Genomic DNA, 24,263 nt, shown 5'->3' with positions numbered 1-24,263 from the left:
CCTTTCCCAGGTCCGCTCCTCAGGTGGTCTGGCCCTCGTGCTCGCCCTCGCCGAACTCCTCGATCGCCTTCGCGTTGAAGGCGGGCAGGTCGTCGGGCGTCCGGCTCGTGACCAGCCCCTGATCCACGACGACCTCCTCATCCACCCAGTCAGCGCCCGCATTCAGCAGATCCGTCTTCAGGCTCCGATAGCTCGTCATGCGTCGGCCGTCGACCACGCCCGCCTCGATCAACGTCCACGGTGCGTGGCAGATCGCGGCGACCGGCTTGTGCTCTTCGAAGAATCCCTTGGCGAACCCCACAGACGCCTCGTCCATGCGTAGATGGTCGGCGTTCACCACTCCACCCGGCATCACGAGAGCGTCGAAATCGGATGCCCGCACCTGCGACGGCGAGGCATCCACCGTCTGCTCGTGCCCGTTCTTGCCCTTGATGGAGCGGGCCTCCGGAGAGACCATCGTCAGAGTGGCGCCTGCGCCCTGCAGGGCTTGCCAAGGAGAGGTCAGTTCGGCGTCTTCGTATCCGTTGGTCGCCAGGAAGGCGACCTTCTTACCGTTCAGCTCTCCGCTCATGCTGCCGACGATATTGCGGCCTCTGTAGGCACCCGCAGGGGTTGACAGCCTAAGTGCTCGAAGCGGGCCGAACCCGGCGCGTACCCCGGAAGAATGGCGGCGCCAGAATGCCGACACCGGACCAGGAGGCGATCGCCAGGCACGCGACGGCGACTCGAGCAGCACTTGCGCCGCTGGCAGACTGATCCCATGCCCGACGCCCTGTTCGACGACCCTCGCTTCGCCGGGCTTTACGACCCGCTCGATCCGGACCGCAGCGACCTCGACGCTTACGTCGCCATGGCACACGAGTTCGAGGCACGTACGGTGCTCGACGTGGGATGCGGGACCGGCACCTTCGCGTGCCTGCTCGCGTCGGCTGGATTCGACGTCGTCGGCGTCGACCCGGCGGGGGCGTCTCTCGATGTCGCCCGAGGAAAACCGCACGCCGACAAGGTGCGCTGGATTCATGGCGATGCGACCACGTTGCCGGAGCTCACGGTCGACATCGCCTTCATGACCGGCAATGTCGCCCAGGTGTTCCTCACCGATGAGGAGTGGCGGGCGACGCTCGAAGGCATCCGTGGCGCGCTGCATCCCGCTGGCAGGTTGGTTTTCGAGACCAGAGACCCGGCGCGCGAAGCGTGGCTGGAGTGGACCCGCGACCGCACCTACATCGACACGGAGGTCGAAGGCGTCGGCCGGGTGCGCACGTGGACCGAACCGAAGGAGGCGGCGCTTCCACTCGTCACCTTCGCGGACACGCTCATCCTTCCCGACGGAGAAACCCTGCACTCAACATCGACGCTGCGCTTCCGGCCACGAGACGAGATCGAGGAGTCCCTGCTCGCGACCGGCTATGAGGTCGTCGATCTACGCGACGCTCCAGACCGGCCAGGCAGGGAGTTCGTGTTCATCGCACGCCCCGTCTGAGAAGCGCGTTGGCGACCTAGTTGTGGACGGCGTGCTCCACACTCATAACCAGGATGACTCGGTCCGCTCGGTCGGCCGGCGGCTGCACCTCGGTGTCGCCGTATCGCCTGCCGAGCCGAACGTAGAACTCGCCTTCGAGGTCAGGGACGACGTCGACGAGGCGGCCGCGCACCTCGAGATACCGATAGAAGTCGCCCTCGGGAACGACCGCAAGGCTCATCGACTGGTTGTGCTGAAGGTTGCGGTACTTCTGGCGCTTCGTCGTGTGCGTGAAGCGGATGTGCTCGCCGTCGAACTCGAACCACATCGGATTCACCTGCACAGTGTCGTCCGGCCGGATCGTGCCGAGGAACCCGAAGTTCGGCTCCGTGAGCAGGTGCACCAACTCGGCGGGAATGATGTCGGATGCCGTCATGCACCCCATCTTGGCCGAGCCTGCACGAGCACGCAGGCCGCTTCAGCGATCAGGGAGCGGGTGCCGGCCTGGTCATGGCTTGAACGCTACGCCGTGCACGGCCCGCACTGCCTCGGCCAGTGCATCGGCCACCCGCTCGAGGTCCGCCGCGGAGGCATGCGTCCAGCTGAAGCGCACGGCGGTGGTAGCGACATCGCCAGGGAACCCGAGCGCCGTGAGCACGTGGGATGGCTCGTCGCGGCCGGCAGCGCACGCGGAGCCACTTGACGCCACGATCCCGCGGCGCTCCAGCTCGAGCAGCACAGTCTCGCCGTTAATGCCGTCGATCACGAAAGAAGCGTGTCCGGAGATGCGCTGTTTCGGGTGCCCGGTGAGTCTCGTTCCCGGTACGTGCGCGAGCACCGCCTCAATGAAACTCACGGTATTCGCGTCGGGCGTCGTCTTGGTTCCCTCGGCCTCGTCGCCCGCTCCGGCCCGCCGTTCACGCTCGGCCGCATCCAGCGCTGTGGCGAGTGCGACGGCGAATGCGACGTTCTCGGTCCCGGAGCGGCGTCCTCGTTCCTGCCCGCCACCGTGAAGCACGGCTTCCAGCTGGATGGCGCCGCGCACGAACACCGCACCCGAGCCCTTGGGCGCACCCACCTTGTGACCCGAGAACGAAAGCGCGTCAACTCCAAGCGCCCGCACGTCGAGCGGCAGACGGCCTGCCGCCTGCACGGCGTCCGTGTGGAACCGGGCTCCCACTGCGTGCGCCGCGGCCGCGAGCTGCGGAACGGGCTGCACCGTACCGATCTCGTTGTTCGCGTACGCCACCGAGACGAGCGTGGTATCGGGGTGCAGCACGGATGCCAGCGCTTCCGGCCGCACCAGTCCCTGCTCGTCCAACGGCACGAGGTCGATCTCGAAACCGTGCATCCGCCGCAGGTAGTCCACCGATTCCAGCACGGCCTCGTGCTCCGTCGCCGCGGTGACGATGTGCCTGCCTCGTGGCTCGCCGAGGGCGATTCCCTTGATCGCCAGGTTGTCGCCCTCGGTGCCGCCTGAGGTGAAGACGACCTCTCCCGCGCGGCAGCCGAGCACTGCGGCGACGCCGGCGCGGGCATCCTTGAGGGCGGCTGCCGCCCGCAGACCGGCATCGTGCGTGCTCGATGGGTTGCCGAACTCGCCCGTGAGGTAGGGCCAGGCGGCCTCGAGCGCGGCACGGCGAACCGGTGTCGTGGCTGCAGCGTCGAGGTAGAGGGTCGGAAGCGATGTCATGGCGGCCTTCAGGCACTCAGTCGAGGGGAGCGATGTCCACGTCGAGGCCGATGTCGAGCGAGCGCACGCTGTGGGTGAGCGCGCCGACCGAGACGATGTCGACCCCGGTGGATGCGATCGCCTTCACCGTGTCGAGGTTGACGTTGCCGCTCGCCTCGACGATGGCCCGGCCGCCAACAAGGGCGACTCCAGCCCGCAACTCGTCGACCGTGAAGTTGTCGAGCATGATGGTGTCGACGCCTCCTGCCAACACGGGCTCGATCTGGTCCATGCGGTCCACCTCCACCTCAAGATGCGTCGTGTGACCGAGTCGCTCCCGCACGGAACGGATGGCCTCGGTCACCGAGAGGCCGCCAGCGGTGAGCACCGCGAGGTGATTGTCCTTGGCCATGACCGCATCGGACAGGGAGTTGCGGTGGTTGCGGCCGCCGCCGCAGACCACGGCGTGGCGCTCGAGTGCGCGCAGCCCGGGTGTCGTCTTTCGGGTGTCAACGATGCGGGCCCGCGTGCCCGCGGTCGATTCCACGTAGCGCGACGTCAGGGTGGCGATGCCGCTCATGCGCTGCACGAGATTCAGGGCGACGCGCTCGCCGCGCAGGATCGCCCGTGCGGCGCCCTCGACCGTCGCCAGCGTGTCCCCGGTCTCGAACCGTCCGCCTTCGGCCACCTCGAGGCTCACGGAGAGCCGAGGATCCACGGCGTGCATCGTGCGAACCAGCACCTGGCCGCCGGAGAACACGCCGGGTTCACGAGCCACGAGGCGAGCGGATGCCGTCGCGTCCGCCGGTATGAACAGCTCGCTCGTGATGTCGCCCCACGGCGCATCCTCGTCGAGCGCTGCAAGAACGACGCGGTCGATGATCTGCTGGGTCAGCACGCGGCCACCACCTCCGAAACGAGGCCCTCCCGGGCCAGCTGCCGGGTCGCGCGAATGGCGATCTCCCCGGACCTATTGATGACGACGCTGTGTGCCGGCTCGTGCGACGGGACGGGGAAGTCGCTGCGGAAGTGCGCCCCGCGCGACTCGCGACGGGCAGCGGCCGAATGCACCACAAGCGTCGCAAGCAGAAGCAGGTTCCGGTCCTCATGCTCCGCGATCGTCTGGGTTCCACCGTGCGCGTCGAGCGCGGATACGCCTGCCTTGGAAACGCGTCGACCAAAGCCGTCGAGCACAGCTGAGGCCTCGCGCAGGCCGGCTTCGTCGCGGTCCAGGCCGGCGTGACGCCACATCGTCTCCTGCAGCTCCGTTCGAACCCGGGAGATCGCCGCAGGTGCAGGCTTCGCCGGGGTGCTGCGATCCCGTGCCGATGCGTTCGCCGTGCCGGCATCGACGCGCTGCGCCTGCCGCTCGGACCGCTCGGCACCGTGTTCGAGCACGTCCTCGAGCGGAGACCGTGGAAGGTCCGACGCGGACAGCGCGTCCGCCGCTCGCGCGGCGAACACGAGCCCCTCGAGGAGCGAGTTCGATGCCAGCCTGTTGGCTCCCTGAACCCCGGTGCAGGCAACCTCGCCGATTGCGAACAGGCCGGGCAGGCTCGTGCGAGCCCAGGCATCCGTCTTCACACCGCCCATCCAGTAGTGGGCAGCAGTCATCACCGGGATCGGCTCGCGAGCCCAGTCCAGTCCGGCCGCCTGGCATGCCGCCTGGATGGTCGGAAACCGACGCGCGAGAAAGGCACGGCCGAGCCCCGTGGCGTCGAGCAGCACGGGAGCGCCCTGGTTCTGCATCTGCCGTGCGATCGCGCGTGCCACGATGTCGCGCGGCGCCAGCTCGGCGTCACGATGCACGCCGGGCATGAAGCGGTAGCCCGCGGTGTCCAGGAGAACGGCGCCCTCACCGCGAACAGCCTCAGAAACGAGCGTGCCGCCTGGCACGGCAAGCGCCGTCGGATGGAATTGGTAGAACTCGAGATCGGCGAGCTCGGCGCCCGCGCGCCACGCGGCCGCCACCCCGTCGCCCGTCGCCACGGCCGGATTCGTGGTGTGCGAATAGAGCCGCCCTGCGCCGCCGCTGGCGAGCACGACCGCCTCGGCGGCCAGCATTCCTGAGCTCCCGCCCTCGTCGATCGTGCGAACCCCGACGACGCGGCCGTCGTCCACCACGAGGTCGACGAGCATGGTGTGCTCGAGAACCCGTGCGCCGGATGCCCGCACCCGCTGCGCGAGCGTGAGCTCGATCGCTCGTCCGGTCGCGTCCCCTCCGGCGTGGAGCACCCGCGAGCGCGAGTGCGCCGCCTCGAGGCCACGAGCGAGCGCTCGGCCGTCGCGGTCGAACGGCACACCGAAGTGCACGAGCTCGCGTACGAGATCAGGACCCTCCGAGCAGAGGATGCGCACGGCATCCTCGTCACCGAGCCCGGCTCCGGCGCGGAGCGTGTCTGCAACGTGCAGCTCGACGCTGTCATCGTCGAAAAGCGCCGCAGCGATGCCGCCCTGTGCGTACAGGGTGTTGCTCTCCTCGAGCGCTCCCTTCGTGAGCAGCGTCACGTCGGCGAAGGACGAAACGCGCAGAGCTGCCGTGAGACCCGCTATACCGCTTCCGACGATGACGACCCGCGGCGCTGCCGCGACCCTCAGCGCCCTCTGGGAATATGCCTGGCCGGGCATATCACGCCGCCATCGTGGTGTCTGGGCGCGCTGCGAGCATCCGCTCCAGCGCCACGCGGGCGTGTGAGGCGGTTGCGTCGTCGACACGTACCTGGTTCACGACTTTTCCGTCGACGAGCGACTCGAGAACCCAGGCGAGGTAACCGGGGTGGATGCGGTACATCGTCGAGCACGGGCACACCACCGAGTCGAGGCAGAAGATGGTGTGCTGCGGGTACTCCGCCGCCAGACGCTGGACGAGGTTGATCTCGGTGCCGATCGCGAACGTCGAGCCCGCGGGCGCAGCCTGGATCGCCTTCACGATGTAGTCAGTAGACCCGTACTCGTCTGCCGCGTCCACGACCTCCATCGAGCATTCTGGATGCACGATCACTCGCACTCCCGGGTGCTCTGCCCTGGCCTGCTCGATCTGCGACACCGTGAACCTCTTGTGCACCGAGCAGAAGCCCTGCCACAGGATCACTTGGGCGTCGAGCAGCTCCTGCGCGCCGTTGCCCCCGAGAGCCTTGCGCGGGTTCCACATCGGCATGCGCTCCACGGGGATCCCCATGGCCTTCGCCGTGTTCCGTCCGAGGTGCTGGTCCGGGAAGAACAGCACGCGCTTGCCGCGTTCGTATGCCCAGCGAAGCACGGTGGCCGCATTCGACGACGTGCAGACGATGCCGCCGTGCCTGCCGCAGAACGCCTTGAGTGCAGCAGAGGAGTTCATGTACGTGACCGGGACCACGGATGCCGTCCCGTCCGCGCCCGTCTCACCCGCGTAGACCTGCATGAGCTGCTCCCAGGCGTCCTCGACCGAGTCGATGTCCGCCATGTCGGCCATGGAGCACCCGGCGGCCAGATTGGGCAGGATCACGCTCTGTTCCGCAGAGGTCAAGATGTCGGCGGTCTCGGCCATGAAGTGCACGCCGCAGAAGACGATCGCCTCTGCTTCAGGATGCGCCTTGGCCGCGTTGGCCAGTTGGAAGGAGTCGCCGACGAAGTCCGCGAACTGCACGACCTCGTCACGCTGATAGAAATGACCGAGCACCATGACACGCTCCCCGAGCGTGTGCTTCGCGACTCGGATGCGATCGGCGAGCTCCTGCGCGGATGCATCGCGGTATTGCTGCGGCAACTCGCCCTGGGTCGGAGAATCTTCCGGGATCGGGTCGGCCATGGATGCGCCGGGACCGTACCCGGGCATCCCCAGGTCGAATGCCCACGGAGCTTCGACGAGCTCGGGCGTGCAGGTCTCGCCTGACTCTTCACCCGACTCGATGAGCCGGATGGTGGTGTCGACGGAGGCGGTCAGTGTCATGAGATGCCTTCTCTGCTGTAGTGCCACTGCTGTTGTTCGACTTCTGTTGTGCGGAATTCCGGTCGTGCCGGAGGGCTCGACACGGCTCAGGGTGGCGGGAGCGGGCCGTTGTCTGCGAGGTCTACCGACGCGTCGTAGCGATAGAGCTTCGGTGGGCGGTGGCGTGTGCCGGTGAGGCGCTCGCCGGTGTCGACGAGGGCGTCGGATGCCTCCATCGCCCTCCGGAAGTTGGCTGGATCAAGGCGCTTGCCGAGCACCGCCTCGTGAACCTCGCGCAGTTGGGCAAGCGTGAACGTCTCACCGAGGAGGGCGTGCGCGATGCGGGAGTACTCCATCTTGTTGCGCAGGCGCCAGAGCGCGTACTCGACGATGAGGTTGTGGTCGAACGCGAGCGGCGGCAACTCGTCGGCCGGGAACCATCTCACGTTCTGGCCGACGGTCGCGCGTGCGGCCTCGCCGGATCCCACCAATGCCCAGTACACGATGGAGACGACGCGGGCAGTGATCGTATCCGGTTCGGCGGTCTCGCCTGGGGAGCGATCGGCATCGCCGAAGGCGTAGAGCTGTTCGAGATAGCGAGGTGCGAGACCCGTGGTGTCTCCCAGGGTGCGCCGTGCGGCATCCGCGAGCCCTTCGGTTACGCGGAGCGGTCCGCCGGGCAATGCCCAGCGGCCCTCGAAGGGCTCACGAATGCGTCGCACGAGTGGCAGCCACAGCCCAGGGAATGCGCCCTGCGCGCCGAACCTGTCGTCGCTGCGGAGCGCGAAGATCACGGTCGACACGGCGAGCTCGACGTGCGCGCCGGATGCCGTCGCACGCGCTGCTGCCGCGTCGGGGGGAGTGTTCGCTTCGGCTGTCATGAGAGTAAAGGTTTGAATGACCTGAAGTCATAATACACCTTCTGGTGCGCATGACCTTAACTCACAACCGGGTGAGCTCAGCCCACTCGGCGCTGGGTCCCGGTGAGGGCTTGCCGCGCCGTGACTCCTAGCTCCACCGTGCACGATAGGCTGAGCGCACAACCGAAGATCGGGCCATACGGTCGATGCGGGAGAGTCCACGTGAGCGCCATTGCGGCGGCGCACGCTGGACACCGAAGGAGCAATCCTCCCCGACAATCTCTCAGGTACCCCTACCGCGTCGAACTGGCCGCTCTGGAGAGCAGACCGCGAATACCCATGCGGTCTCGCCCACGGTGAAAGGTCCGGTACCTATCCGGACCGAATCTCTCAGGCATTCAGTGACAGAGGGGGAGTTCCCGTATCGCGCCGCCTGGCGCGTAACGCGTTCGACGGGTGGACCCAGGTTCTCCCCGCGAAGAGATCGGAGAACTCATGGCCAACGATTCGGCTGAGGCCGTCGCCCCAAGGCTGTCGCCGCTCAACGACGCGCACTCCGCCGCCGGCGCGAGCTTCACGGACTTCGCCGGCTGGCAGATGCCGGTGCGGTATTCGAGCGACCTCGCAGAGCATCATGCCGTGCGCACCGCCGCAGGACTTTTCGACCTCTCGCACATGGCGGAGATCGTCGTGCTCGGGCCGCAGGCTGCCGAAGCGCTGGATTACGCACTCGCGGGCCGGCTCTCAGCCCTGCAGCAGGGCCAGGCGAAGTACAGCCTGCTCCTGAACGAGCGCGGCGGCATCCTCGATGATCTCGTCGTGTACCGCACCGGTGCGGACCGCTACCTGGTCGTGGCGAACGCGGCCAATCGGCAGACGGTGGCCGACGAGCTCGAGAAGCGCGCGGCATCCTTCGACGCAGACGTGTACGACGAGTCGGACGACATCGCCCTCATCGCTATCCAGGGGCCGAGGTCGCTGGAGATACTGCAGAACGTCGAGGCGTTGGGCATCGAGGCGGGCGACGACGTTCCAGAGGACCGCGAGGAGCCTGACGTATCCGAGGCGCTCTCGACGCTGAAGTACTACAGGTCCCTGTCCGGAACGTTCCAGGACCAGCCCGTACTCATCGCGCGCACGGGTTACACCGGCGAAGACGGCTTCGAACTGTACATCGCACCCGACAATGCGCCGGCGCTGTGGGATGCCTTGCTCGAAACGGGCGCAGGCGCGGGCCTCGTCCCAGCAGGGCTCGCCGCGCGCGACACGCTAAGGCTTGAGGCGGGCATGGCGCTCTACGGGCACGAACTGACCCCAGGCATCCTGCCGTCGCAGGCCGGACTTGCACGTGTCGTCGCGCTCGACAAGCCCGGCGACTTCGTGGGGCGCGCAGCCATCGAGAAGGGTGCGCCCGAGGATGCCCGCGTGCTCGTTGGCCTGATCGGCTCGGGCAAGCGTGCGGCTCGCGCCGGCTACTCGCTCTATCCAGGTGAGCCGTCAGGAGGCGAAGCAACCGACGGATCCGCCGGCGTTGACGGCGGCCCGGTCGGGGAGATCACCTCCGGCGTACTGTCACCCACGCTCGGACAACCGATCGCGCTCGCCTACGTCGAACCGCAATACGCAGCGACCGGCACCCGACTCGACGTCGACGTGCGCGGGTCGCGCATCCCGTTCAGCGTCACCACCTTGCCCTTCTACAGCAGAAAGAAGAACTGACATGGCCGTGCCAACAGACCGCCGCTACACCGCCGAGCACGAGTGGGTTCTCTCCGACGGCGACGTCGTCACCGTGGGCATCACCGAGTACGCGGCAGACAAGCTCGGCGACGTGGTCTATGTCGACCTGCCCGGTGCGGGAAGCGACGCGGCGGAGGGCTCCGTGGTGGGCGAGATCGAGTCGACGAAGTCGGTGGGAGAGTTGTTCGCGCCCGTTTCGGGAGAGGTCGTTGAGGCCAACCAGGCGGTCATCGACTCGCCCGAGCTCGTCAACTCGGACCCGTTCGGCGAGGGTTGGCTGCTCAAGGTGCGCGTGTCGGATGCCTCCCGCCTCGAAGATCTGCTCGACGCCGCGGCATACGCGGCCCTGATCGGCGAGCCCGCGTGAGCGCCGCTGACGACGAGAAGGGTCCATTCGGCGGCGGCGCGTTCGGCACAGGCGTCCGCAGCACGTTCGCCGATCGGCACATCGGGCCCGATGAGGATGCGACGCGCAGCATGCTCGATGTGCTCGGCTTCGACTCGGTCGAAGCGCTCGTGCGCACCGCGGTACCCGCAGGCATCCAGCTGCCCGCCGATGTTGAGCTGCCCGGACGCACCCTTCCCGTTCACGGGGTCGGCGAGCGTGAGGCGCTCGCCGAGTTACGCGAACTGGCGTCTCGCAACCGGGTCAACACGTCGTTCCTCGGGCTCGGGTACTACGGAACCATCACGCCGGCTGTCATCCAGCGCAACGTTCTGGAGAATCCGAGCTGGTACACGGCCTACACGCCCTACCAGCCGGAGATCTCACAGGGTCGCCTTGAGGCGCTGATCAACTTCCAGCAGCTGGTGTGCGATTTCACCGGCCTCGACATCGCCAACGCATCGATGCTCGACGAAGGCACAGCTGTCGCCGAGGGGATGCTGCTGGCCAGGCGAGCATCGCGCGCGAAGTCCAACGTGTTCCTGGTCGACAAGGATGCATTCCCGCAGACTCTTGCGATCCTGCGGGGGCGTGCGGCAGCCGTCGGCATCGAACTCGTCGAGCTCGACCTCGCCCCGCTCGGCGAGGAGAGCGGCTCCGCCGTCGACCTTCCCGATGCATTCGGGGCCTTCATCCAGTACCCCGGCGCTTCGGGTCGGGTCTGGAATCCCGGTCCCGTGATCGAGGCAGTGCACGCCGGCGCAGGACTCGCCGTCGTCGCCGCCGACCTGCTCGCCCTCGCGCTCATCAAGGCCCCTGGTGAGCTCGGTGCCGACATCGCGGTGGGCACGAGCCAGCGGTTCGGCGTTCCGATGGGGTTCGGCGGTCCGCACGCCGGCTACATGGCCGTTCGCAACGGCCTAGAGCGTCAGCTTCCGGGACGCCTTGTCGGCGTCAGCCAGGATGCCGTCGGCAGGCCGGCCTACCGCCTCACGCTGCAGACTCGCGAGCAGCACATCCGCCGCGAGAAGGCGACGAGCAACATCTGTACCGCGCAGGTGCTGCTGGCCGTCATGGCGTCGATGTACGGCGTCTATCACGGTCCGCGAGGCATCCGCGCCATCGCGCAGAAGGTGCACTCGGCGGCCGCCGCAGCCGCGCATCGGCTGCAACAGGCCGGTGTCGAGGTAGCGAACGACGCGTTCTTCGACACGATCACCGTACGTGTGCCCGGCCGGGCGCACGAGCTCGCCGGGGTGGCGCACGCCGCTGGACTGCTGATCGGCGCGTCGGACGGCGACACGGTCACGATCGCCTTCGACGAGCTGACGGCGTCCGATGCCACGACGGTCGACCGGTTGCTCGTCGACGTGTTCGGAGTCGAGAGCGGGTACGTGACCTTCCCCGGTGAGGCGTCCGCGATCCCCGAGGCGCTCACCCGCACGAGCGGCTACCTCACGCACCCCGTCTTCAACTCGTATCACTCCGAGACGGCGATGATGCGCTACCTCAAGCTTCTCGCCGATCGGGACTACGCGCTCGACCGGGGCATGATCCCGCTCGGCTCCTGCACCATGAAGCTCAACGCCGCGACCGAGATGGCCGCGGTGACGTGGCCGGAGTTTGCGAACATGCATCCCTTCGCCCCGGCGTCGGATGTCGGCGGTTACCTGGATCTCATCGCTCAGCTCGAGACCTGGCTCGCCGAGCTCACCGGCTACGACACGGTGTCGCTTCAGCCCAACGCGGGCAGCCAGGGAGAGCTTGCCGGACTGCTCGCCATCCGCGGATACCACGACGCCAACGGCGACGATCACCGCACCGTCTGCCTGATTCCGCAGTCCGCCCATGGCACGAACGCGGCCTCTGCGGTGCTTGCGGGAATGCGCGTGGTCGTGGTGGCGACGGATGCGTCGGGCAACGTGGACCTCGACGACCTGCGCGCCAAAGTGGCCGAGCACGCCGCCGAGCTCGCCGCCCTCATGATCACGTACCCGTCGACGCACGGCGTGTACGAGCACGACGTCGTCGAGGTGATCGAGTCCGTCCACGAGGCGGGCGGACAGGTATACATCGACGGCGCGAACCTCAATGCACTGCTCGGCTTCGCCCGTTTCGGCGACTTCGGCGGCGACGTCTCGCACCTGAACCTGCACAAGACGTTCTGCATCCCGCACGGCGGCGGGGGGCCGGGCGTGGGTCCGGTGGCGGCGAAGGCGCATCTGGCGCCGTTTCTTCCGGGACATCCGCTCATGCAGTCGAACGATCACGTCGGCTACGCGCATGCCGGTGCACCGGTATCCGCTGCGCCGTACGGGAGCCCGAGCATCCTTCCGATCTCGTGGGCGTACGTGCGCATGATGGGCGCGAGCGGGCTCGCCAGGGCAACGGGTGTGGCCGTCGTGTCCGCGAACTACATCGCGGCACGCCTGCGCGAGCACTACCCGGTGCTCTACGCGGGCGAGCGAGGGCTCGTTGCGCACGAGTGCATCCTCGACATCCGCCCGCTCACGGATGCCACAGGCGTCACCGTCGACGATGTCGCCAAGCGTCTCATCGACTACGGCTTCCACGCCCCGACCATGAGCTTCCCGGTAGCCGGGACGCTCATGGTCGAACCGACGGAGAGCGAAGACGTCGCAGAGCTCGACCGCTTCATCGAGGCGATGGTCTCGATCAAGGCGGAAGCGGATGCCGTGGGGGCTGAGGTCTTTCCGGCGGACGACAACCCGCTTCGTGGCGCGCCGCACACTGCCGAGTCGGTCGTGGGGGAGTGGACGCACCCGTACTCGCGAGAGCAAGCGGTGTACCCCCTACCGACGCTCGTGCGGAACAAGTACTGGCCTCCTGTGCGCCGCATCGACCAGGCGTGGGGCGACCGCAACCTGTTCTGCGCCTGTCCTCCGCCTGAAGCCTTCGCTTAGCGAAGGCTTCAGGCGGAACCTCCGCTGTGCTTGCTGGCAGGCGCCTACGGCGCGCGAGGCATTCGCTTAGCGAATGCCTCAGGCGGAACCTCCGCTGTGTTTGCTGGCAGGCGTCTACGGCGCGCGAGGCCTTCGCTTAGCGACCACGGTCCGGAGTGCGCGGCTTCAGCCCTTTGACGGCGGGCCGAACACTCCGGGCCAGAGTGCGACCGCGAGCGGGTATCCGACGAACGACACGATGTCGAGCAGGCTGTGCGCCACGACCAACGGGGCCGTGCGTCCCCAGCGGCGGTAGCACCAGCCGAACACGACGCCCATGGCCGCATTGCCGAAGAACGGCCCGATCCCTTGGTAAAGGTGGTAGCTGCCGCGTACGAGCGCAGAGGCCACGATGACCCACCACGAATTCCAGCCCAGCTGTTTCAGCCGGGTGAAGAGGTAGCCCACCATGATGACCTCTTCCTGGAGGGCGGCGCGCACGGCGGACAGCAGCAGCACGGGCACCGTCCACCAGTACGCATCGAGTGGGGACGCCTGCACGTCGACGGTGATCCCCACCGCTCGCCCCAGCGCATAGAGCCCGATGCCCGGCACCCCGATCACCGCGAAGAGCAGTGCACCGCCGCCGAGGTCCCGCAGGGGCCGGGACCAGTCCAGGCCGATGCGCCGGAACCCGGAGCGTGCCGGCCGCCACAAGAGGTAGATCGCCAGAGCCACTGCCATCAGTGAGAACCCGATGTCCAGCACCTGATACGTGAAATCGACCCACTGGTTCGCCGACTGCGACGGATTCAGCTGCGCGCTCTGATCCTTCAGCGGGGTCGGAGCGGCCAGTCGCTGCACGATCGTGAAGATCGAGTACACCGCGGACTGTCCGAGTGAGAGGCCGAGCACGATCGCGACTTCCCACCACAGGCGGGGGCGCAAACGGTGTGCGACGGGCTGCTCGACCGGAAAGGATGCCCGCGCTCGCCGCGCCCCTTCCACCTCGCCCATGTCAGTCATCCTGTCACGGCTCGGAGTTCCTCCGGCCCGCTCAGGAGCCCCGATTCTGAGCGTTTCTCGGCATTGCTCAAATGTTGCAATTCGCGCATGAAATCGTCAGCTTCGAGGAAATCCACGCTTGAAAGCCGCATCGCGGTTACTAGCTCGTAACGGTTCCTGCCGCCAGTTTGGTCCTCAGTGGTGAGGTGTCTATTTTCATTGCTATCTAGCGCATGTCGCAGCCTCCGGTCTGTCATGCGCCAAATTCCCAACCAGGAGGAAAATTGAAGATCACGCGAAAGCGTCTGCGCCCCGTAGTGGGTGCCGTCGCGGTCGCCGCCGCCGTAGGGCTTGTGCTCTCCGGCTGCACGACGAGCACGCCCTCCAGCGAGGCATCGTCCGGCGGAAAGACCATCACGGTCGCCCAGGTCAACGAGGCGTCGTCGTTCAACTACAACACCCCCCAGGGCAACCTGGACACGAACGGCTACATCTGGCAGATGACGCAGCCCCAGTTCTTCACGTTGCAGGGCGACAATTATCAGATCGTCCACAACTCCGATCTCGGCTCGTACAAGAAGCTCAGCAACAGCCCGCTCAAGGTCGAGTACACGCTCAACCCCGACGCCAAGTGGTCAGATGGCGTGCCGATGACAGCTGATGACTTGATGCTCGGCTGGGCGCAGGCGTCGTGCTATTACGACTCCGCGAAGTTCGACGACAAGGGCAACGTCACCACCGGCACGCAGTACTTCACGCTCGCCGCCGGATGCCCCTTCGCAACCAACCTGCCGAAGATCAGCAACAACAACCGTACGATCACGTTCACCTACGACCAGCCCTACGTGGACTGGGAGCTCGTGAGCCCGATCCAGTTCCCCGCTCACGCCACTGCCAAGGAGATCGGGGTCAGCACCAAAGACCTGACGAACGCGTTCCTGAAGACGCCGAAAGGCAACCCGGACAATCCTGCTCCGGCCAATCCGATCATCGAGAAGGCCGCGAAGCTGTTCAACACCGGCTACGACGCGACGGCGCTGCCGAAGGACAAGAACCTTCTGATCTCCGGCGGCCCGCTCGAGGTCTCGGCCTGGACGCCGAAGCAGTCGATGACCTTCGTGCCGAACCCGCAGTACAAGGGATCGCACAAGGTCAAGTTCGGCAAGCTCGTCATCCGCTTCATCGGTGACGCGAATGCCCAGGTCACGGCTCTGCAGAACGGTGAGGTCGACGCGATCCAGCCGCAGGCGTCCGCTGACACGGTGAAGGCCCTGAAGGCTGTTTCAGGTGCACACATCCTGCAAGGCGACCAGGTCGCTTATGACCACCTCGACTTGAACTTCAAGTCTCCGGTGTTCAGCGACCCGACCGTTCGTCAGGCTTTCCTGCTCACGATTCCGCGTCAGGACATCCTGAACTCGATCATCACGCCGATCAACCCGAACGCGAAGGTGCTCGACTCGCAGGTCTTCCTGCCTGGTCAGCAGGGCTACGACCAGTCAGTCAAGAGCAACGGGTCGTCGGCATACGACAAGGTCGACATCGCCAAGGCGAAGCAACTGCTCGCCGGCAAGACGCCTACCGTGAAGATCCTGTACAACACGGGCAACCCGAACCGCGTGGACTCGTTCCAGGCGATTCAGTCTTCGGCAGGCAAGGCAGGCTTCAACGTCGTGGACGGCGGCTCCCCGCAGTGGAGCTCGCTGCTGGCCGGTGGCAACTACGACGCCTCGCTGTTCGGCTGGATCAACCCAGGAGCCGGCAACGCCGCGCTTCCGCAGCTCTTCCAGATCGGCAACGGCGGCAACTACAACAACTACAACGACCAGCAGGCCAGCGATCTGGCCGTGAAGTCGCAGGTCACGCTCGATCCGTCGAAGCTGGAGAGCATCAAGATGCAGATCGATGCCCTCACTTTCAAGGACGCATACGGGCTGCCGCTGTTCCAGTTGCCCGGACTGTTCGCCTACACGGGAAAGGTCAAGGGCATCAAGTACTTCGGCGGCCAGAACGGAATCTTCTGGAACTTCTGGGAGTGGACGAAGTAGGAAAGCCCATCGATTGATCAGCTAAGATCACTCAATCACGCGGGGCGTCGGACCGAAGGGTTCGGCGCCCCGTCGCTGGGCAAGGTCGCTTCGGCGTAGCATCTGGTACGCACTCGGCAACGTCGCCGAACCGACGCGATCGCGCCTCCGGTTAGCAGAGGTTTTCGTTTCCTATGGTGAGTTACATTGCGAGGCGCATCGGCGTCTCGATCCTGATCTTGATAGCCGCGTCGTTCATCATGTACGTGCTCGCGGCGAGTTCCGGTGATCCCCTCCAGGATCTGGAAGGCAGCAATTCCCCGAACAAAACGGCACTGATCGAAGCCCGAGTGCATACCCAGCACCTGGACCTGCCCGCGCCAGTGCGCTGGTTGCTCTGGCTGGGTGGCGTGGGGCGGTGCATCATTCCTGTCGGCGGCGGATGTGACCTGGGTACCACGTTCCAGAACCAGCAGGTCTCTCAGTTGCTGCCCCAGGCGACGGCGTCGACGATTCAGCTCGTCACGGTCGCGTTCGTACTCGCGGTCGTGCTGGGCGTCGCCCTCGGCATCATCACGGCGCTGCGCGCGTACAGCGGATTCGACTACTCGATCACGCTTGTCAGCTTCTTCCTGTTCTCGCTGCCGTCGTTCCTCATCGCGGTGCTGCTCAAGAGCTTCATCGCGCTGGGCTACAACAACTTCCTCGCCGACCCGAGGCTCTCGCCCCTCGCACTCGTGGTGTGGGGCGTCGTCGTCGGCCTCGTCGTGCAGCTGATCATGGGTGGACGATTCCGCAGGCGTCTGGTCGCCTTCCTGATCGCGGGTGCCGTCACGGCTCTCATCCTGTGGTTCATGTCGGCGACCGACTGGTTCGTCAAGCCATCGCTCGGCCCGGTCATCGTGATCATCTTCTGCGCGGCCATCGGGTTCGCCGTCGTGTCGCTGCTTGCCGGCGTCCAGAATCGCAAGGCGCTCATCACCGCGGGCATCAACGTGGCCATCGCCATCGGGTGCTACTTCGGCCTGCAGGGGCTGCTGAACATCTCCAGCGCGGGCACACTCATCATCCTCGGCATCGCAGCCATCGGGATCGGTCTTCTCGTCGGCTACTTCGTCGGCGGCTACGACCGCGGCCTGATGATGCGGATCGGTGCGTTGACGGCCTTCTTCAGCTCGGGCGTCATCGTGCTGGACAGGTTCATGCGCTCGTGGCCGGCGTACATGGACGACACCAACGGACGCCCCCTGGCCACGGTGGGGTCGGGCACGCCGGGGCTCAGCGGTGACGTCTGGATCACGGGGCTCGATACGTTCAGCCACTTCCTGCTGCCGACGCTGAGCCTCCTGGCGATCAGCTTCGCGAGCTACACGCGTTACTCGCGCTCCGGCATGCTCGAGGTGCTCGGGCAGGACTACGTGCGCACAGCTCGCGCAAAGGGCCTGCCGGAGCGCACCGTTATCGTGCGGCACGCGTTCCGCAACATGCTCATCCCGATCACGACACTCGTGGCCACGGATGTCGGAGCCCTTCTGGGTGGGGCGGTCATCACGGAGTACGTCTTCGGCATCAGCGGCATGGGGCAGCTCTTCATCGCGGGCCTCTTCCGCACCGATGTGAACCCGATCATGGGCTACTTCCTCGTGGTGGCGATCACGGCCATCGCGTTCAACTTCCTCGCCGACCTGACCTATTCAGTGCTCGACCCGAGGGTGCGTGTGCGATGACCGGGTCCATGACGCAGGTGCAGGGCGCAGAACTACTGGCCGCGGAGGTGGCTGCATGAGCACGATTCAGGGAAACCTGCCAGAGCCCAGCTTGAACGACGGCGTCGACGTCGCCGAGACCGGTAATGGCGGCAAGAGCCAAAGCCAGGGAAGCATCATCTTCCACCGGTTCCTGAAGAACAAGGTCGCCGTTGCAGCGCTCATCGTCTACGTGGTGATCCTGCTGTTCGCGATCTCGGCAATTGGACTCGGCCCGATCCACGGTTGGTGGCCGTACACGTACAAGGAGCTCAATTCGCAGGTCGATCAGGGTGCCCCCACCCTCAGGCTGTGGCCGTTCAATCTCGGCGCGCATCCGTTCGGCCAGGACCGCATCGGTAAGGATTACTTCGCGCTCACGATGCGGGGCATTCAGAACTCCGTGCTCGTGATGATCGTGCTCGGCGTGTTCGCGACGGCCGTCGGCGTCTTCGTTGGCGCGATCGCGGGCTACTTCCGCGGCTGGGTGGATGCCGTTCTCATGCGCATCACCGACATCTTCATCGTGATCCCCGCCCTCGTGGTCGGCGCTATCGTCGGCCGTACGGCAGGAGGTCTTGGGGCGTTCGGCCTGGCGATGCTGCTCGGGCTCGTCTCTTGGATGGTGATCGCACGTCTCGTGCGCTCGGAGTTCCTAGCGCTACGCGAGCGAGAGTTCGTCGAGGCAGCACGCGTAGCGGGCGCATCGGATGCGCGCATCATCTTCAGGCACATTCTGCCGAACGCCATCGGAGTCATCATCGTCTCCTCGACGCTGTTGATCGCGTCGGCGATTCTGCTGGAGACGGCCATCAGCTATCTCGGCTTCGGCATTAAGCCGCCGGATTCCTCGCTCGGCCTCCTGATCAGCCAGAACCAGAGCGCGTTCAGCACGCGTCCGTGGCTCTTCTGGTGGCCCGCACTCTTCATCGTGCTGCTCGCGCTGTGCGTCAACTTCGTCGGCGATGGCCTGCGTGAGGCGTTCGATCCGCGTCAGCAGCGCTTCAGCCTGCGGCGCACCAAGGAGCCGGAGCCCACCGAGGCGGAAGCCGCGCAGAGCGAGGCGATCGCTGCTGCCGCTCAGTCGGCATCCGGTCCAGGCGCATCCCCGTCGGATTCGGACCGCGACGGCGGCGCCTCGGGCGGCAGGACGGACGCTTGATGACGGCACCGTCCCGGCCACCGCGCATGCGGAGATCGTCAGAAGACGACAACGAGAACACTGGCCACGAGCAGAACGGCGATCAGGCCGTTCAGCCACCAGTGCACTCGGATGCCGACGGGCGTCGTGTCGGCAACACCCGCCTCGATGCGTCCCGCATCGCGCAACCTCGACCAGCGTTCTCTGATGAGGTAGGCGGCCTGTCCCGATTCGCTGGCGATCAGGTCGCCAGGACGGATCGTCCCGTCCGCAGCTACCGGAGCCATCGCGACGCGTCCGCGGTCCTGCCTGCGCTCGGCCATCGCCGCCCCGGTTCTACCCGGCGCGGGCGCGGCCCAGACACTGTAGCGGTGGTCGGGCGTGAAGAGCGTGAGGGCGTATTTGGTGTCGACGTGGATGAGCGCCGGCCACGGCACGCTGATCGTGCGGAAGACGTTGCGAACAACGATGGCGTCGTCGTCGATCTCGAGACCGGGGCGCCACAGGGCGACCCACGTCAGCAGAGCCACGAAGGCGACGGGAACGATCGCGAATACGTCGGGCAGTCCCGCGTGGATCCACACGTAGCCGACGAGCACGAAGGCATCCAGAATCCAGACGAGCACCGCGAGCACGCGGTTGAATCTCGAAACGTACACATCACGGTCGACAGCCGCGGAATCCTGCATGAGTCCATCGTGACAGCATCCGCTCGCGCATCCGTGCAGTTGCCTCCCGCGACCCGGGCGGCAACTCGACTCGCAATCCGGCCTACCGGCCGAGAAGGGGCCGCCGTCTGATGGCACCGGAGAACAACACCCCCGTTCTGCAGGTATCCGACCTTTCCGTGGACTTCGCCGTCGACAACCTCTGGGTTCCCGCGGTCAAGAACCTCAGCTACTCGATCAAGCGCGGCGAGGTCATGGCGCTCGTCGGCGAGTCCGGCTCGGGCAAGAGCGTCAGCTCCATGTCGGTGCTCGACCTGCTGCCGCCCAACAGCCGGGTGAGCGGCTCCGTCAAGCTCAACGGCCGCGAACTGCGCGGACTCTCACCGCAGCAGATGCGCGGCATCAGGGGTAAGGACATCGCGGTCATCTTCCAGGAGCCGATGACGGCGCTCAACCCCGTTCTCACGGTCGGCTTTCAGATCGTGGAGACGCTGCGCATCCACTACGGCATCTCGCCGCACGAGGCCCGCGATCGCGCCATCGAACTGCTTCGGCTCGTCGAACTGCCCGATCCTGCCAAGGCTTTCAACTCCTATCCGCACCAGCTCTCCGGCGGCCAGCGTCAGCGAGCCATGATCGCGCAGTCCATCTCGTGCGACCCCGGACTTCTCATCGCCGACGAGCCGACCACCGCGCTCGACGTCACGGTGCAGGCCGAGATCCTCGACCTGATCCGCAACCTGAGCGACAAGCTCGACTCGGCCGTGTTGCTCATCACGCACGACATGGGTGTGGTCGCCGACCTCGCAGACCACGTGGCCGTCATGCGCCGTGGCGAAGTGGTGGAGGCCGGAACGACGCTGCAGATCTTCCGCGACCCCCAGCATCCGTATACGAAAGCGCTTCTGGATGCCGTGCCTCACCTCGGCCAGGGAGCAGGCAGCGAACAGATCGACGTCACCGTCTCCCTCGCTGCGGCCGCGCTCGGCGAGGACGACACTCCGACGGGTCTGCTCGAGCAGATCCAGCTGAACGAGCGAGCGCTCGAGGAGGCGCACCGGGCTGCGCTGGAATACGAACGCCGTGACAAGGTGCTCGAGTTCAAGAACGTCGTGATCGAGTACCCGGGCCACGGCCGGGTGAAGGCGTTCCGCGCGATCGACGGAGTGGACCTCACCGTGCACAAGGGTGAGGTGATGGGTCTTGTCGGCGAGTCCGGCTCGGGTAAGACCACGCTCGGCCGCGCCGCCATCGGCCTGCTTCCCGTCACCTCTGGTGGGCTCAACGTCACAGGTGTCGACCTGTCCACCTGGAATCGCAAGCTCGTACGCCAGGTGCACAAGAACGCGGGCATCGTCTTCCAGGACCCTGCTTCGTCCCTTAACCCGCGCATGACGATCGGCCAGTCGATCGGCGAGCCGCTGCTCTTGGCCAAGGGGATCAAGGGGCGTGCCCTCGACAAGGAGGTGCGGGCGCTTCTCGACAGCGTCGAGCTGCCCGCCGCGTACAGCACCCGTTACCCGCACGAGCTCTCCGGTGGTCAGAAGCAGCGCGTGGGCATCGCACGTGCCATCTCGCTGCACCCCGACCTGCTGATCGCAGACGAGCCAACGTCGGCGCTCGACGTGTCTGTGCAGGCGACCGTGCTCGACCTCATCAAGAACCTTCAGACCGAGTTCCAGTTCGCGTGCCTGTTCGTGACCCACGACCTCGCCGTCATCGACGTGCTCGCCGACCGCATCGCCGTGATGCACCTCGGCCGCCTCGCCGAGGTCGGGACCCGGGACGAGATCCTTCGCAACCCGCAGGATCCGTACACTCAGCGACTCATCGCGGCAGTTCCGCTTCCCGATCCTGAGGTGCAGCGGGAACGGCGCGAGGTGCGGGCACGCATCCTCGCGGCCGGAAGCGACGAGTACAACAACGCAGCGCTGCATCCTGAGCAGGGCGAGTACGCCCCGCCGCAGCAGTATCCGGCGGCCGAAGGTTACAACGGAGGCGGCGAGGACCCCGAGTCCGACAGGGACCGTCCCCTCGACTGAGCTTCTCGCACGCACCGCCCGTGCGCCGGTCGCCTGAAGCGGCGGACGCACGGGCGTTCAGGGATCCTCCGGTAGACTGATCGACGGGCTCCTTCCGCCCGTTCGTCGTGCCCGCCCGCATCCTGTGCGAGAGGCGGAGCATCCGGCTTCGGCCTGACCGCTGTGACGCGGGCAGGCATCCACTTCATCCCTGCACGCGAGGAATTCACGCCATGGCCATCCGCTCCCGCGACGATCTGCGCAACGTCGCAATCGTCGCCCACGTCGACCACGGCAAGACGACGCTCGTCGACGCCATGCTGAACCAGACGCACTCCTTCGCCGAGCACGCGCACGTCGAAGAGCGCGCCATGGACTCCAACGAGCTGGAGCGCGAGAAGGGCATCACGATCCTCGCCAAGAACACGGCGATCTCGTACAACGGCAAGCATGCGAACGGCACGCCCGTCACGATCAATGTGATCGACACCCCAGGGCACGCCGATTTCGGCGGGGAGGTCGAGCGCGGCCTCTCCATGGTCGACGGGGTCGTGCTGCTCGTGGATGCCAGTGAGGGGCCGCTGCCGCAGACCCGTTTCGTTCTGCGCAAGGCGCTCGAGGCGAAGCTGCCCGTGATCCTCGCCGTGAACAAGACCGACCGGCCGGATGCCCGCATCACCGAGGTCGTGCACGAGAGCCAGGACCTGCTGCTCGGTCTCGCCTCCGACCTCTCCGACGACGTGCCGGACCTCGACCTCGACGCGATCCTCGACGTGCCCGTCGTGTACGCGTCCGGAAAGGCCGGACGAGCCTCCACCAGCGAGCCCGCCAACGGCGAGCTGCCCGACAGCCCCGACCTCGAGCCGCTGTTCGAGGCCATCCTGAAGCACATCCCGGCGCCGACGTACGACGACGAGGCACCGCTCCAGGCGCACGTGACGAACCTGGATGCCTCGCCCTTCCTCGGTCGACTCGCTCTGCTCCGCGTGTTCAACGGCACCATCAGGAAGGGCCAGACCGTGGCCTGGGTGCGGCACGACGGTGACGTGCACAACGTGCGCGTCACCGAGCTGCTCATCACGAAGGCGCTGGACCGTTACCCCGCTGAAAGCGCGGGACCCGGTGACATCGTCGCCGTCGCAGGCTTCGCGGACATCATGATCGGCGACACGCTCGCCGACCCCGAGGACGTGCGTCCCCTGCCGGCCATCCATGTCGACGAGCCCGCCATCTCGATGACGATCGGCACCAACACCTCACCGCTCATGGGCAAGGTGAAGGGCCACAAGCTCACGGCCCGAATGGTGAAGGACCGCCTCGATCGCGAACTGATCGGCAACGTCTCGATCAAGGTTCTCGACATCGGCCGCCCGGATGCCTGGGAGGTGCAGGGTCGCGGCGAACTCGCGCTTGCCATCCTCGTCGAGCAGATGCGCCGAGAGGGCTACGAGCTCACGGTGGGCAAGCCGCAGGTGGTCACGAAGCGCGTCGACGGAAAGATCCACGAGCCGTACGAGCAGCTCACGATCGACGCTCCAGAGGAGTATTTGGGCGCCATCACGCAGCTGCTCGCCTCCCGCAAGGGCCGCATGGAGTCCATGTCGAACCACGGCACCGGGTGGGTGCGCATGGAGTTCATCGTTCCTTCGCGCGGCCTGATCGGATTCCGCACCGAGTTCCTCACGATCACCCGCGGAACCGGAATCTCGAACGGCATCTCGCACGGCTACGACGAGTGGGCCGGCTCGATCGTCACTCGCAGCAACGGCTCTATCGTCGCCGACCGCGCGGGAGTCGTCACCCCGTTCGCGATCATCGCCCTTCAGGAGCGCATGACGTTCTTCGTCAACCCGACGGAAGAGGTCTACGAGGGAATGGTCGTCGGCGAGAACTCGCGTGCCGACGACATGGACGTCAACATCACCAAAGAGAAGAAGCTGACGAACATGCGGCAGTCCACCGCCGACAACTTCGAGTCGATGACGCCGTCCCGCCAGCTGACTCTCGAGGAGTGCCTCGAGTTCGCTCGCGAAGACGAGTGCGTCGAGGTGACGCCGGAGGCGGTACGCATTCGCAAGGTCGAGCTGGATCAGCAGGCCCGTGGGCGCGCGGCGGCACGGCTCAAGCGCGCTTCGCAGGACTGAGCCGCGCCGCGCCATCCTCTCGCGGGCGAGCATTTACCGCTTCCGCCCGTGACACGGCAGAGCCGAGGCGTTACGGTACGGGTGTCGGCTCATACCGGCACCCAGCCCAGGGGGTCATCATGTTCGCGCGTCGTCGTGCCCTGATCGCGGTTCCGCTCACCCTCGCCGTCGCCTTCGGTGCGACGACAGCGCTGTCCGGTTGCAGCGTGCAGAATCTGGTGAAGAACGTCACGCACGGGCACGTCGATCTCGGCGGCAAGTCGGTTCCCGCCGACTTTCCGAAGGGCGTGCCCCTGGTCAAGGGCGACGTGATCTACGGGGCATCCGTCGGGTCGTCGGACGGCAAGATCTGGAACGTCACCATCAAGGTCAGCGGGGCAGACGCCACCGGCGAGATCACGTCGCAGTTCAAGGATGCCGGCTACCAGCAGGACCTCGACAACAAGACGGGCAAGGGCGCCACCGTCTCGTTCACCAAGGATCCGTATTCCGTGCTCGTCGTCATCGCGAAGGACTCGTCGAACGGCTGGGTGGCGAACTACACCGTCACCGAGAAGAAGTGAACGCGCTAAGACGTCACGGT

Annotated in this window: 19 protein-coding genes and 2 riboswitches; of the genes, 10 read left to right on the top strand and 9 right to left on the bottom strand. The window is 66.4% G+C overall.

Annotated features, from left to right (window positions below; translation table 11 throughout):
* Positions 1-19: 19 nt before the first annotated feature.
* Entirely contained in the window at positions 20-571 is a 552-nt protein-coding gene (locus ACO2Q7_RS04480) for a type 1 glutamine amidotransferase domain-containing protein (protein ID WP_423354423.1), read from the bottom strand.
* A gap of 189 nt (positions 572-760) precedes the next feature.
* Here ACO2Q7_RS04480 and ACO2Q7_RS04475 point away from each other — a divergent pair, with 189 nt between their 5' ends.
* Positions 761-1,483, top strand: coding sequence for a class I SAM-dependent methyltransferase (locus ACO2Q7_RS04475; RefSeq protein ID WP_423354422.1), 723 nt, complete (start codon positions 761-763; stop codon positions 1,481-1,483).
* 16 nt (positions 1,484-1,499) lie between these two features.
* On the opposite strand, the gene ACO2Q7_RS04470 is transcribed toward ACO2Q7_RS04475, so the two are convergent.
* The 6 genes from ACO2Q7_RS04470 to ACO2Q7_RS04445 all read right to left on the bottom strand — a co-directional run bounded on the left by ACO2Q7_RS04470 (position 1,500) and on the right by ACO2Q7_RS04445 (position 7,922).
* Positions 1,500-1,898: a PPOX class F420-dependent oxidoreductase gene (locus ACO2Q7_RS04470; protein ID WP_423354421.1), complete on the bottom strand. Its 399-nt coding sequence runs from the start codon at positions 1,896-1,898 to the stop codon at positions 1,500-1,502.
* Positions 1,899-1,970: 72 nt separating this feature from the next.
* Positions 1,971-3,155 (bottom strand): cysteine desulfurase family protein, encoded by a 1,185-nt coding sequence (locus tag ACO2Q7_RS04465; RefSeq protein ID WP_423354420.1) that lies wholly within the window; start codon positions 3,153-3,155, stop codon positions 1,971-1,973.
* Between the two features lie 16 nt (positions 3,156-3,171).
* Positions 3,172-4,032, bottom strand: coding sequence for a carboxylating nicotinate-nucleotide diphosphorylase (nadC, locus tag ACO2Q7_RS04460; protein ID WP_423354419.1), 861 nt, complete (start codon positions 4,030-4,032; stop codon positions 3,172-3,174).
* The gene (nadB, locus tag ACO2Q7_RS04455; protein WP_423354418.1) at positions 4,026-5,762 is read right to left on the bottom strand and encodes an L-aspartate oxidase; all 1,737 of its coding nucleotides are present in this window, start codon (positions 5,760-5,762) and stop codon (positions 4,026-4,028) included. The genes nadC and nadB overlap by 7 nt, the downstream gene beginning before the upstream one ends.
* Position 5,763: 1 nt before the next feature.
* Entirely contained in the window at positions 5,764-7,062 is a 1,299-nt protein-coding gene (gene nadA, locus ACO2Q7_RS04450) for a quinolinate synthase NadA (RefSeq protein WP_423354417.1), read from the bottom strand.
* An 86-nt stretch (positions 7,063-7,148) separates the two neighbouring features.
* Complete coding sequence (locus ACO2Q7_RS04445) at positions 7,149-7,922, bottom strand: NUDIX hydrolase (RefSeq protein ID WP_423354416.1); 774 nt, start codon at positions 7,920-7,922, stop codon at positions 7,149-7,151.
* 178 nt (positions 7,923-8,100) lie between these two features.
* Positions 8,101-8,210: riboswitch (glycine riboswitch) on the top strand.
* A gap of 1 nt (position 8,211) precedes the next feature.
* Positions 8,212-8,316: riboswitch (glycine riboswitch) on the top strand.
* 80 nt (positions 8,317-8,396) lie between these two features.
* Here ACO2Q7_RS04445 and gcvT point away from each other — a divergent pair.
* The 3 genes from gcvT to gcvP all read left to right on the top strand — a co-directional run bounded on the left by gcvT (position 8,397) and on the right by gcvP (position 12,950).
* Positions 8,397-9,620 (top strand): glycine cleavage system aminomethyltransferase GcvT, encoded by a 1,224-nt coding sequence (gcvT, locus tag ACO2Q7_RS04440; protein ID WP_423354415.1) that lies wholly within the window; start codon positions 8,397-8,399, stop codon positions 9,618-9,620.
* A 1-nt stretch (position 9,621) separates the two neighbouring features.
* A complete protein-coding gene (gcvH, locus tag ACO2Q7_RS04435; protein WP_423354414.1) occupies positions 9,622-10,008 on the top strand; it encodes a glycine cleavage system protein GcvH in 387 nt (128 codons plus the stop codon).
* A 110-nt stretch (positions 10,009-10,118) separates the two neighbouring features.
* The gene (gene gcvP / locus ACO2Q7_RS04430; protein ID WP_423355958.1) at positions 10,119-12,950 is read left to right on the top strand and encodes an aminomethyl-transferring glycine dehydrogenase; all 2,832 of its coding nucleotides are present in this window, start codon (positions 10,119-10,121) and stop codon (positions 12,948-12,950) included.
* Between the two features lie 165 nt (positions 12,951-13,115).
* Here the strand turns inward: gcvP and ACO2Q7_RS04425 are convergent, their stop codons facing one another.
* Positions 13,116-13,946 (bottom strand): CPBP family intramembrane glutamic endopeptidase, encoded by an 831-nt coding sequence (locus ACO2Q7_RS04425; protein WP_423354413.1) that lies wholly within the window; start codon positions 13,944-13,946, stop codon positions 13,116-13,118.
* A gap of 272 nt (positions 13,947-14,218) precedes the next feature.
* Here ACO2Q7_RS04425 and ACO2Q7_RS04420 point away from each other — a divergent pair, with 272 nt between their 5' ends.
* From ACO2Q7_RS04420 to ACO2Q7_RS04410, 3 genes are all read left to right on the top strand, one after another.
* Positions 14,219-15,982 (top strand): ABC transporter family substrate-binding protein, encoded by a 1,764-nt coding sequence (locus ACO2Q7_RS04420; protein WP_423354412.1) that lies wholly within the window; start codon positions 14,219-14,221, stop codon positions 15,980-15,982.
* A 173-nt stretch (positions 15,983-16,155) separates the two neighbouring features.
* On the top strand, positions 16,156-17,688 hold the full coding sequence (locus ACO2Q7_RS04415; RefSeq protein WP_423354411.1) for an ABC transporter permease: 1,533 nt from the start codon (positions 16,156-16,158) through the stop codon (positions 17,686-17,688).
* Between the two features lie 55 nt (positions 17,689-17,743).
* Positions 17,744-18,868, top strand: coding sequence for an ABC transporter permease (locus ACO2Q7_RS04410; RefSeq protein ID WP_423354410.1), 1,125 nt, complete (start codon positions 17,744-17,746; stop codon positions 18,866-18,868).
* Between the two features lie 38 nt (positions 18,869-18,906).
* Here the strand turns inward: ACO2Q7_RS04410 and ACO2Q7_RS04405 are convergent, their stop codons facing one another.
* Positions 18,907-19,536: a PH domain-containing protein gene (locus ACO2Q7_RS04405; RefSeq protein WP_423354409.1), complete on the bottom strand. Its 630-nt coding sequence runs from the start codon at positions 19,534-19,536 to the stop codon at positions 18,907-18,909.
* A 110-nt stretch (positions 19,537-19,646) separates the two neighbouring features.
* On the opposite strand from ACO2Q7_RS04405, the gene ACO2Q7_RS04400 reads away from it, so the two are divergent.
* The 3 genes from ACO2Q7_RS04400 to ACO2Q7_RS04390 all read left to right on the top strand — a co-directional run bounded on the left by ACO2Q7_RS04400 (position 19,647) and on the right by ACO2Q7_RS04390 (position 24,243).
* Positions 19,647-21,557, top strand: a complete 1,911-nt coding sequence (locus tag ACO2Q7_RS04400; protein WP_423354408.1) for an ABC transporter ATP-binding protein — start codon at positions 19,647-19,649, stop codon at positions 21,555-21,557.
* Positions 21,558-21,769: 212 nt separating this feature from the next.
* Positions 21,770-23,680 (top strand): translational GTPase TypA, encoded by a 1,911-nt coding sequence (gene typA, locus ACO2Q7_RS04395; protein WP_423354407.1) that lies wholly within the window; start codon positions 21,770-21,772, stop codon positions 23,678-23,680.
* A 119-nt stretch (positions 23,681-23,799) separates the two neighbouring features.
* On the top strand, positions 23,800-24,243 hold the full coding sequence (locus ACO2Q7_RS04390) for a hypothetical protein (protein WP_423354406.1): 444 nt from the start codon (positions 23,800-23,802) through the stop codon (positions 24,241-24,243).
* Positions 24,244-24,263: the final 20 nt, after the last annotated feature.

Source organism: Rathayibacter sp. KR2-224 (genome assembly GCF_049446075.1).
Classification (GTDB): Bacteria; Actinomycetota; Actinomycetes; order Actinomycetales; family Microbacteriaceae; genus Humibacter.
The sequence above is the reverse complement of the archived record's forward strand: the minus strand, read 5'-3'. Positions and strand labels throughout refer to the sequence as shown.

What these genes read in the sequence shown, in the direction of transcription:
- ACO2Q7_RS04475 (WP_423354422.1), top strand. Translation starts at nt 761, where the DNA reads ATGCCCGACGCCCTGTTCGACGACCCTCGCTTCGCCGGGCTTTACGAC.
- gcvH (WP_423354414.1), top strand. Translation starts at nt 9,622, where the DNA reads ATGGCCGTGCCAACAGACCGCCGCTACACCGCCGAGCACGAGTGGGTT.
- gcvT (WP_423354415.1), top strand. Translation starts at nt 8,397, where the DNA reads ATGGCCAACGATTCGGCTGAGGCCGTCGCCCCAAGGCTGTCGCCGCTC.
- ACO2Q7_RS04415 (WP_423354411.1), top strand. Translation starts at nt 16,156, where the DNA reads ATGGTGAGTTACATTGCGAGGCGCATCGGCGTCTCGATCCTGATCTTG.
- ACO2Q7_RS04390 (WP_423354406.1), top strand. Translation starts at nt 23,800, where the DNA reads ATGTTCGCGCGTCGTCGTGCCCTGATCGCGGTTCCGCTCACCCTCGCC.
- ACO2Q7_RS04480 (WP_423354423.1), bottom strand. Translation starts at nt 571, where the DNA reads ATGAGCGGAGAGCTGAACGGTAAGAAGGTCGCCTTCCTGGCGACCAAC.
- ACO2Q7_RS04410 (WP_423354410.1), top strand. Translation starts at nt 17,744, where the DNA reads ATGAGCACGATTCAGGGAAACCTGCCAGAGCCCAGCTTGAACGACGGC.
- nadA (WP_423354417.1), bottom strand. Translation starts at nt 7,062, where the DNA reads ATGACACTGACCGCCTCCGTCGACACCACCATCCGGCTCATCGAGTCG.
- gcvP (WP_423355958.1), top strand. Translation starts at nt 10,119, where the DNA reads ATGCTCGATGTGCTCGGCTTCGACTCGGTCGAAGCGCTCGTGCGCACC.
- ACO2Q7_RS04425 (WP_423354413.1), bottom strand. Translation starts at nt 13,946, where the DNA reads ATGGGCGAGGTGGAAGGGGCGCGGCGAGCGCGGGCATCCTTTCCGGTC.
- ACO2Q7_RS04470 (WP_423354421.1), bottom strand. Translation starts at nt 1,898, where the DNA reads ATGACGGCATCCGACATCATTCCCGCCGAGTTGGTGCACCTGCTCACG.
- typA (WP_423354407.1), top strand. Translation starts at nt 21,770, where the DNA reads ATGGCCATCCGCTCCCGCGACGATCTGCGCAACGTCGCAATCGTCGCC.
- ACO2Q7_RS04400 (WP_423354408.1), top strand. Translation starts at nt 19,647, where the DNA reads ATGGCACCGGAGAACAACACCCCCGTTCTGCAGGTATCCGACCTTTCC.
- ACO2Q7_RS04465 (WP_423354420.1), bottom strand. Translation starts at nt 3,155, where the DNA reads ATGACATCGCTTCCGACCCTCTACCTCGACGCTGCAGCCACGACACCG.
- ACO2Q7_RS04405 (WP_423354409.1), bottom strand. Translation starts at nt 19,536, where the DNA reads ATGCAGGATTCCGCGGCTGTCGACCGTGATGTGTACGTTTCGAGATTC.
- ACO2Q7_RS04445 (WP_423354416.1), bottom strand. Translation starts at nt 7,922, where the DNA reads ATGACAGCCGAAGCGAACACTCCCCCCGACGCGGCAGCAGCGCGTGCG.
- nadB (WP_423354418.1), bottom strand. Translation starts at nt 5,762, where the DNA reads ATGCCCGGCCAGGCATATTCCCAGAGGGCGCTGAGGGTCGCGGCAGCG.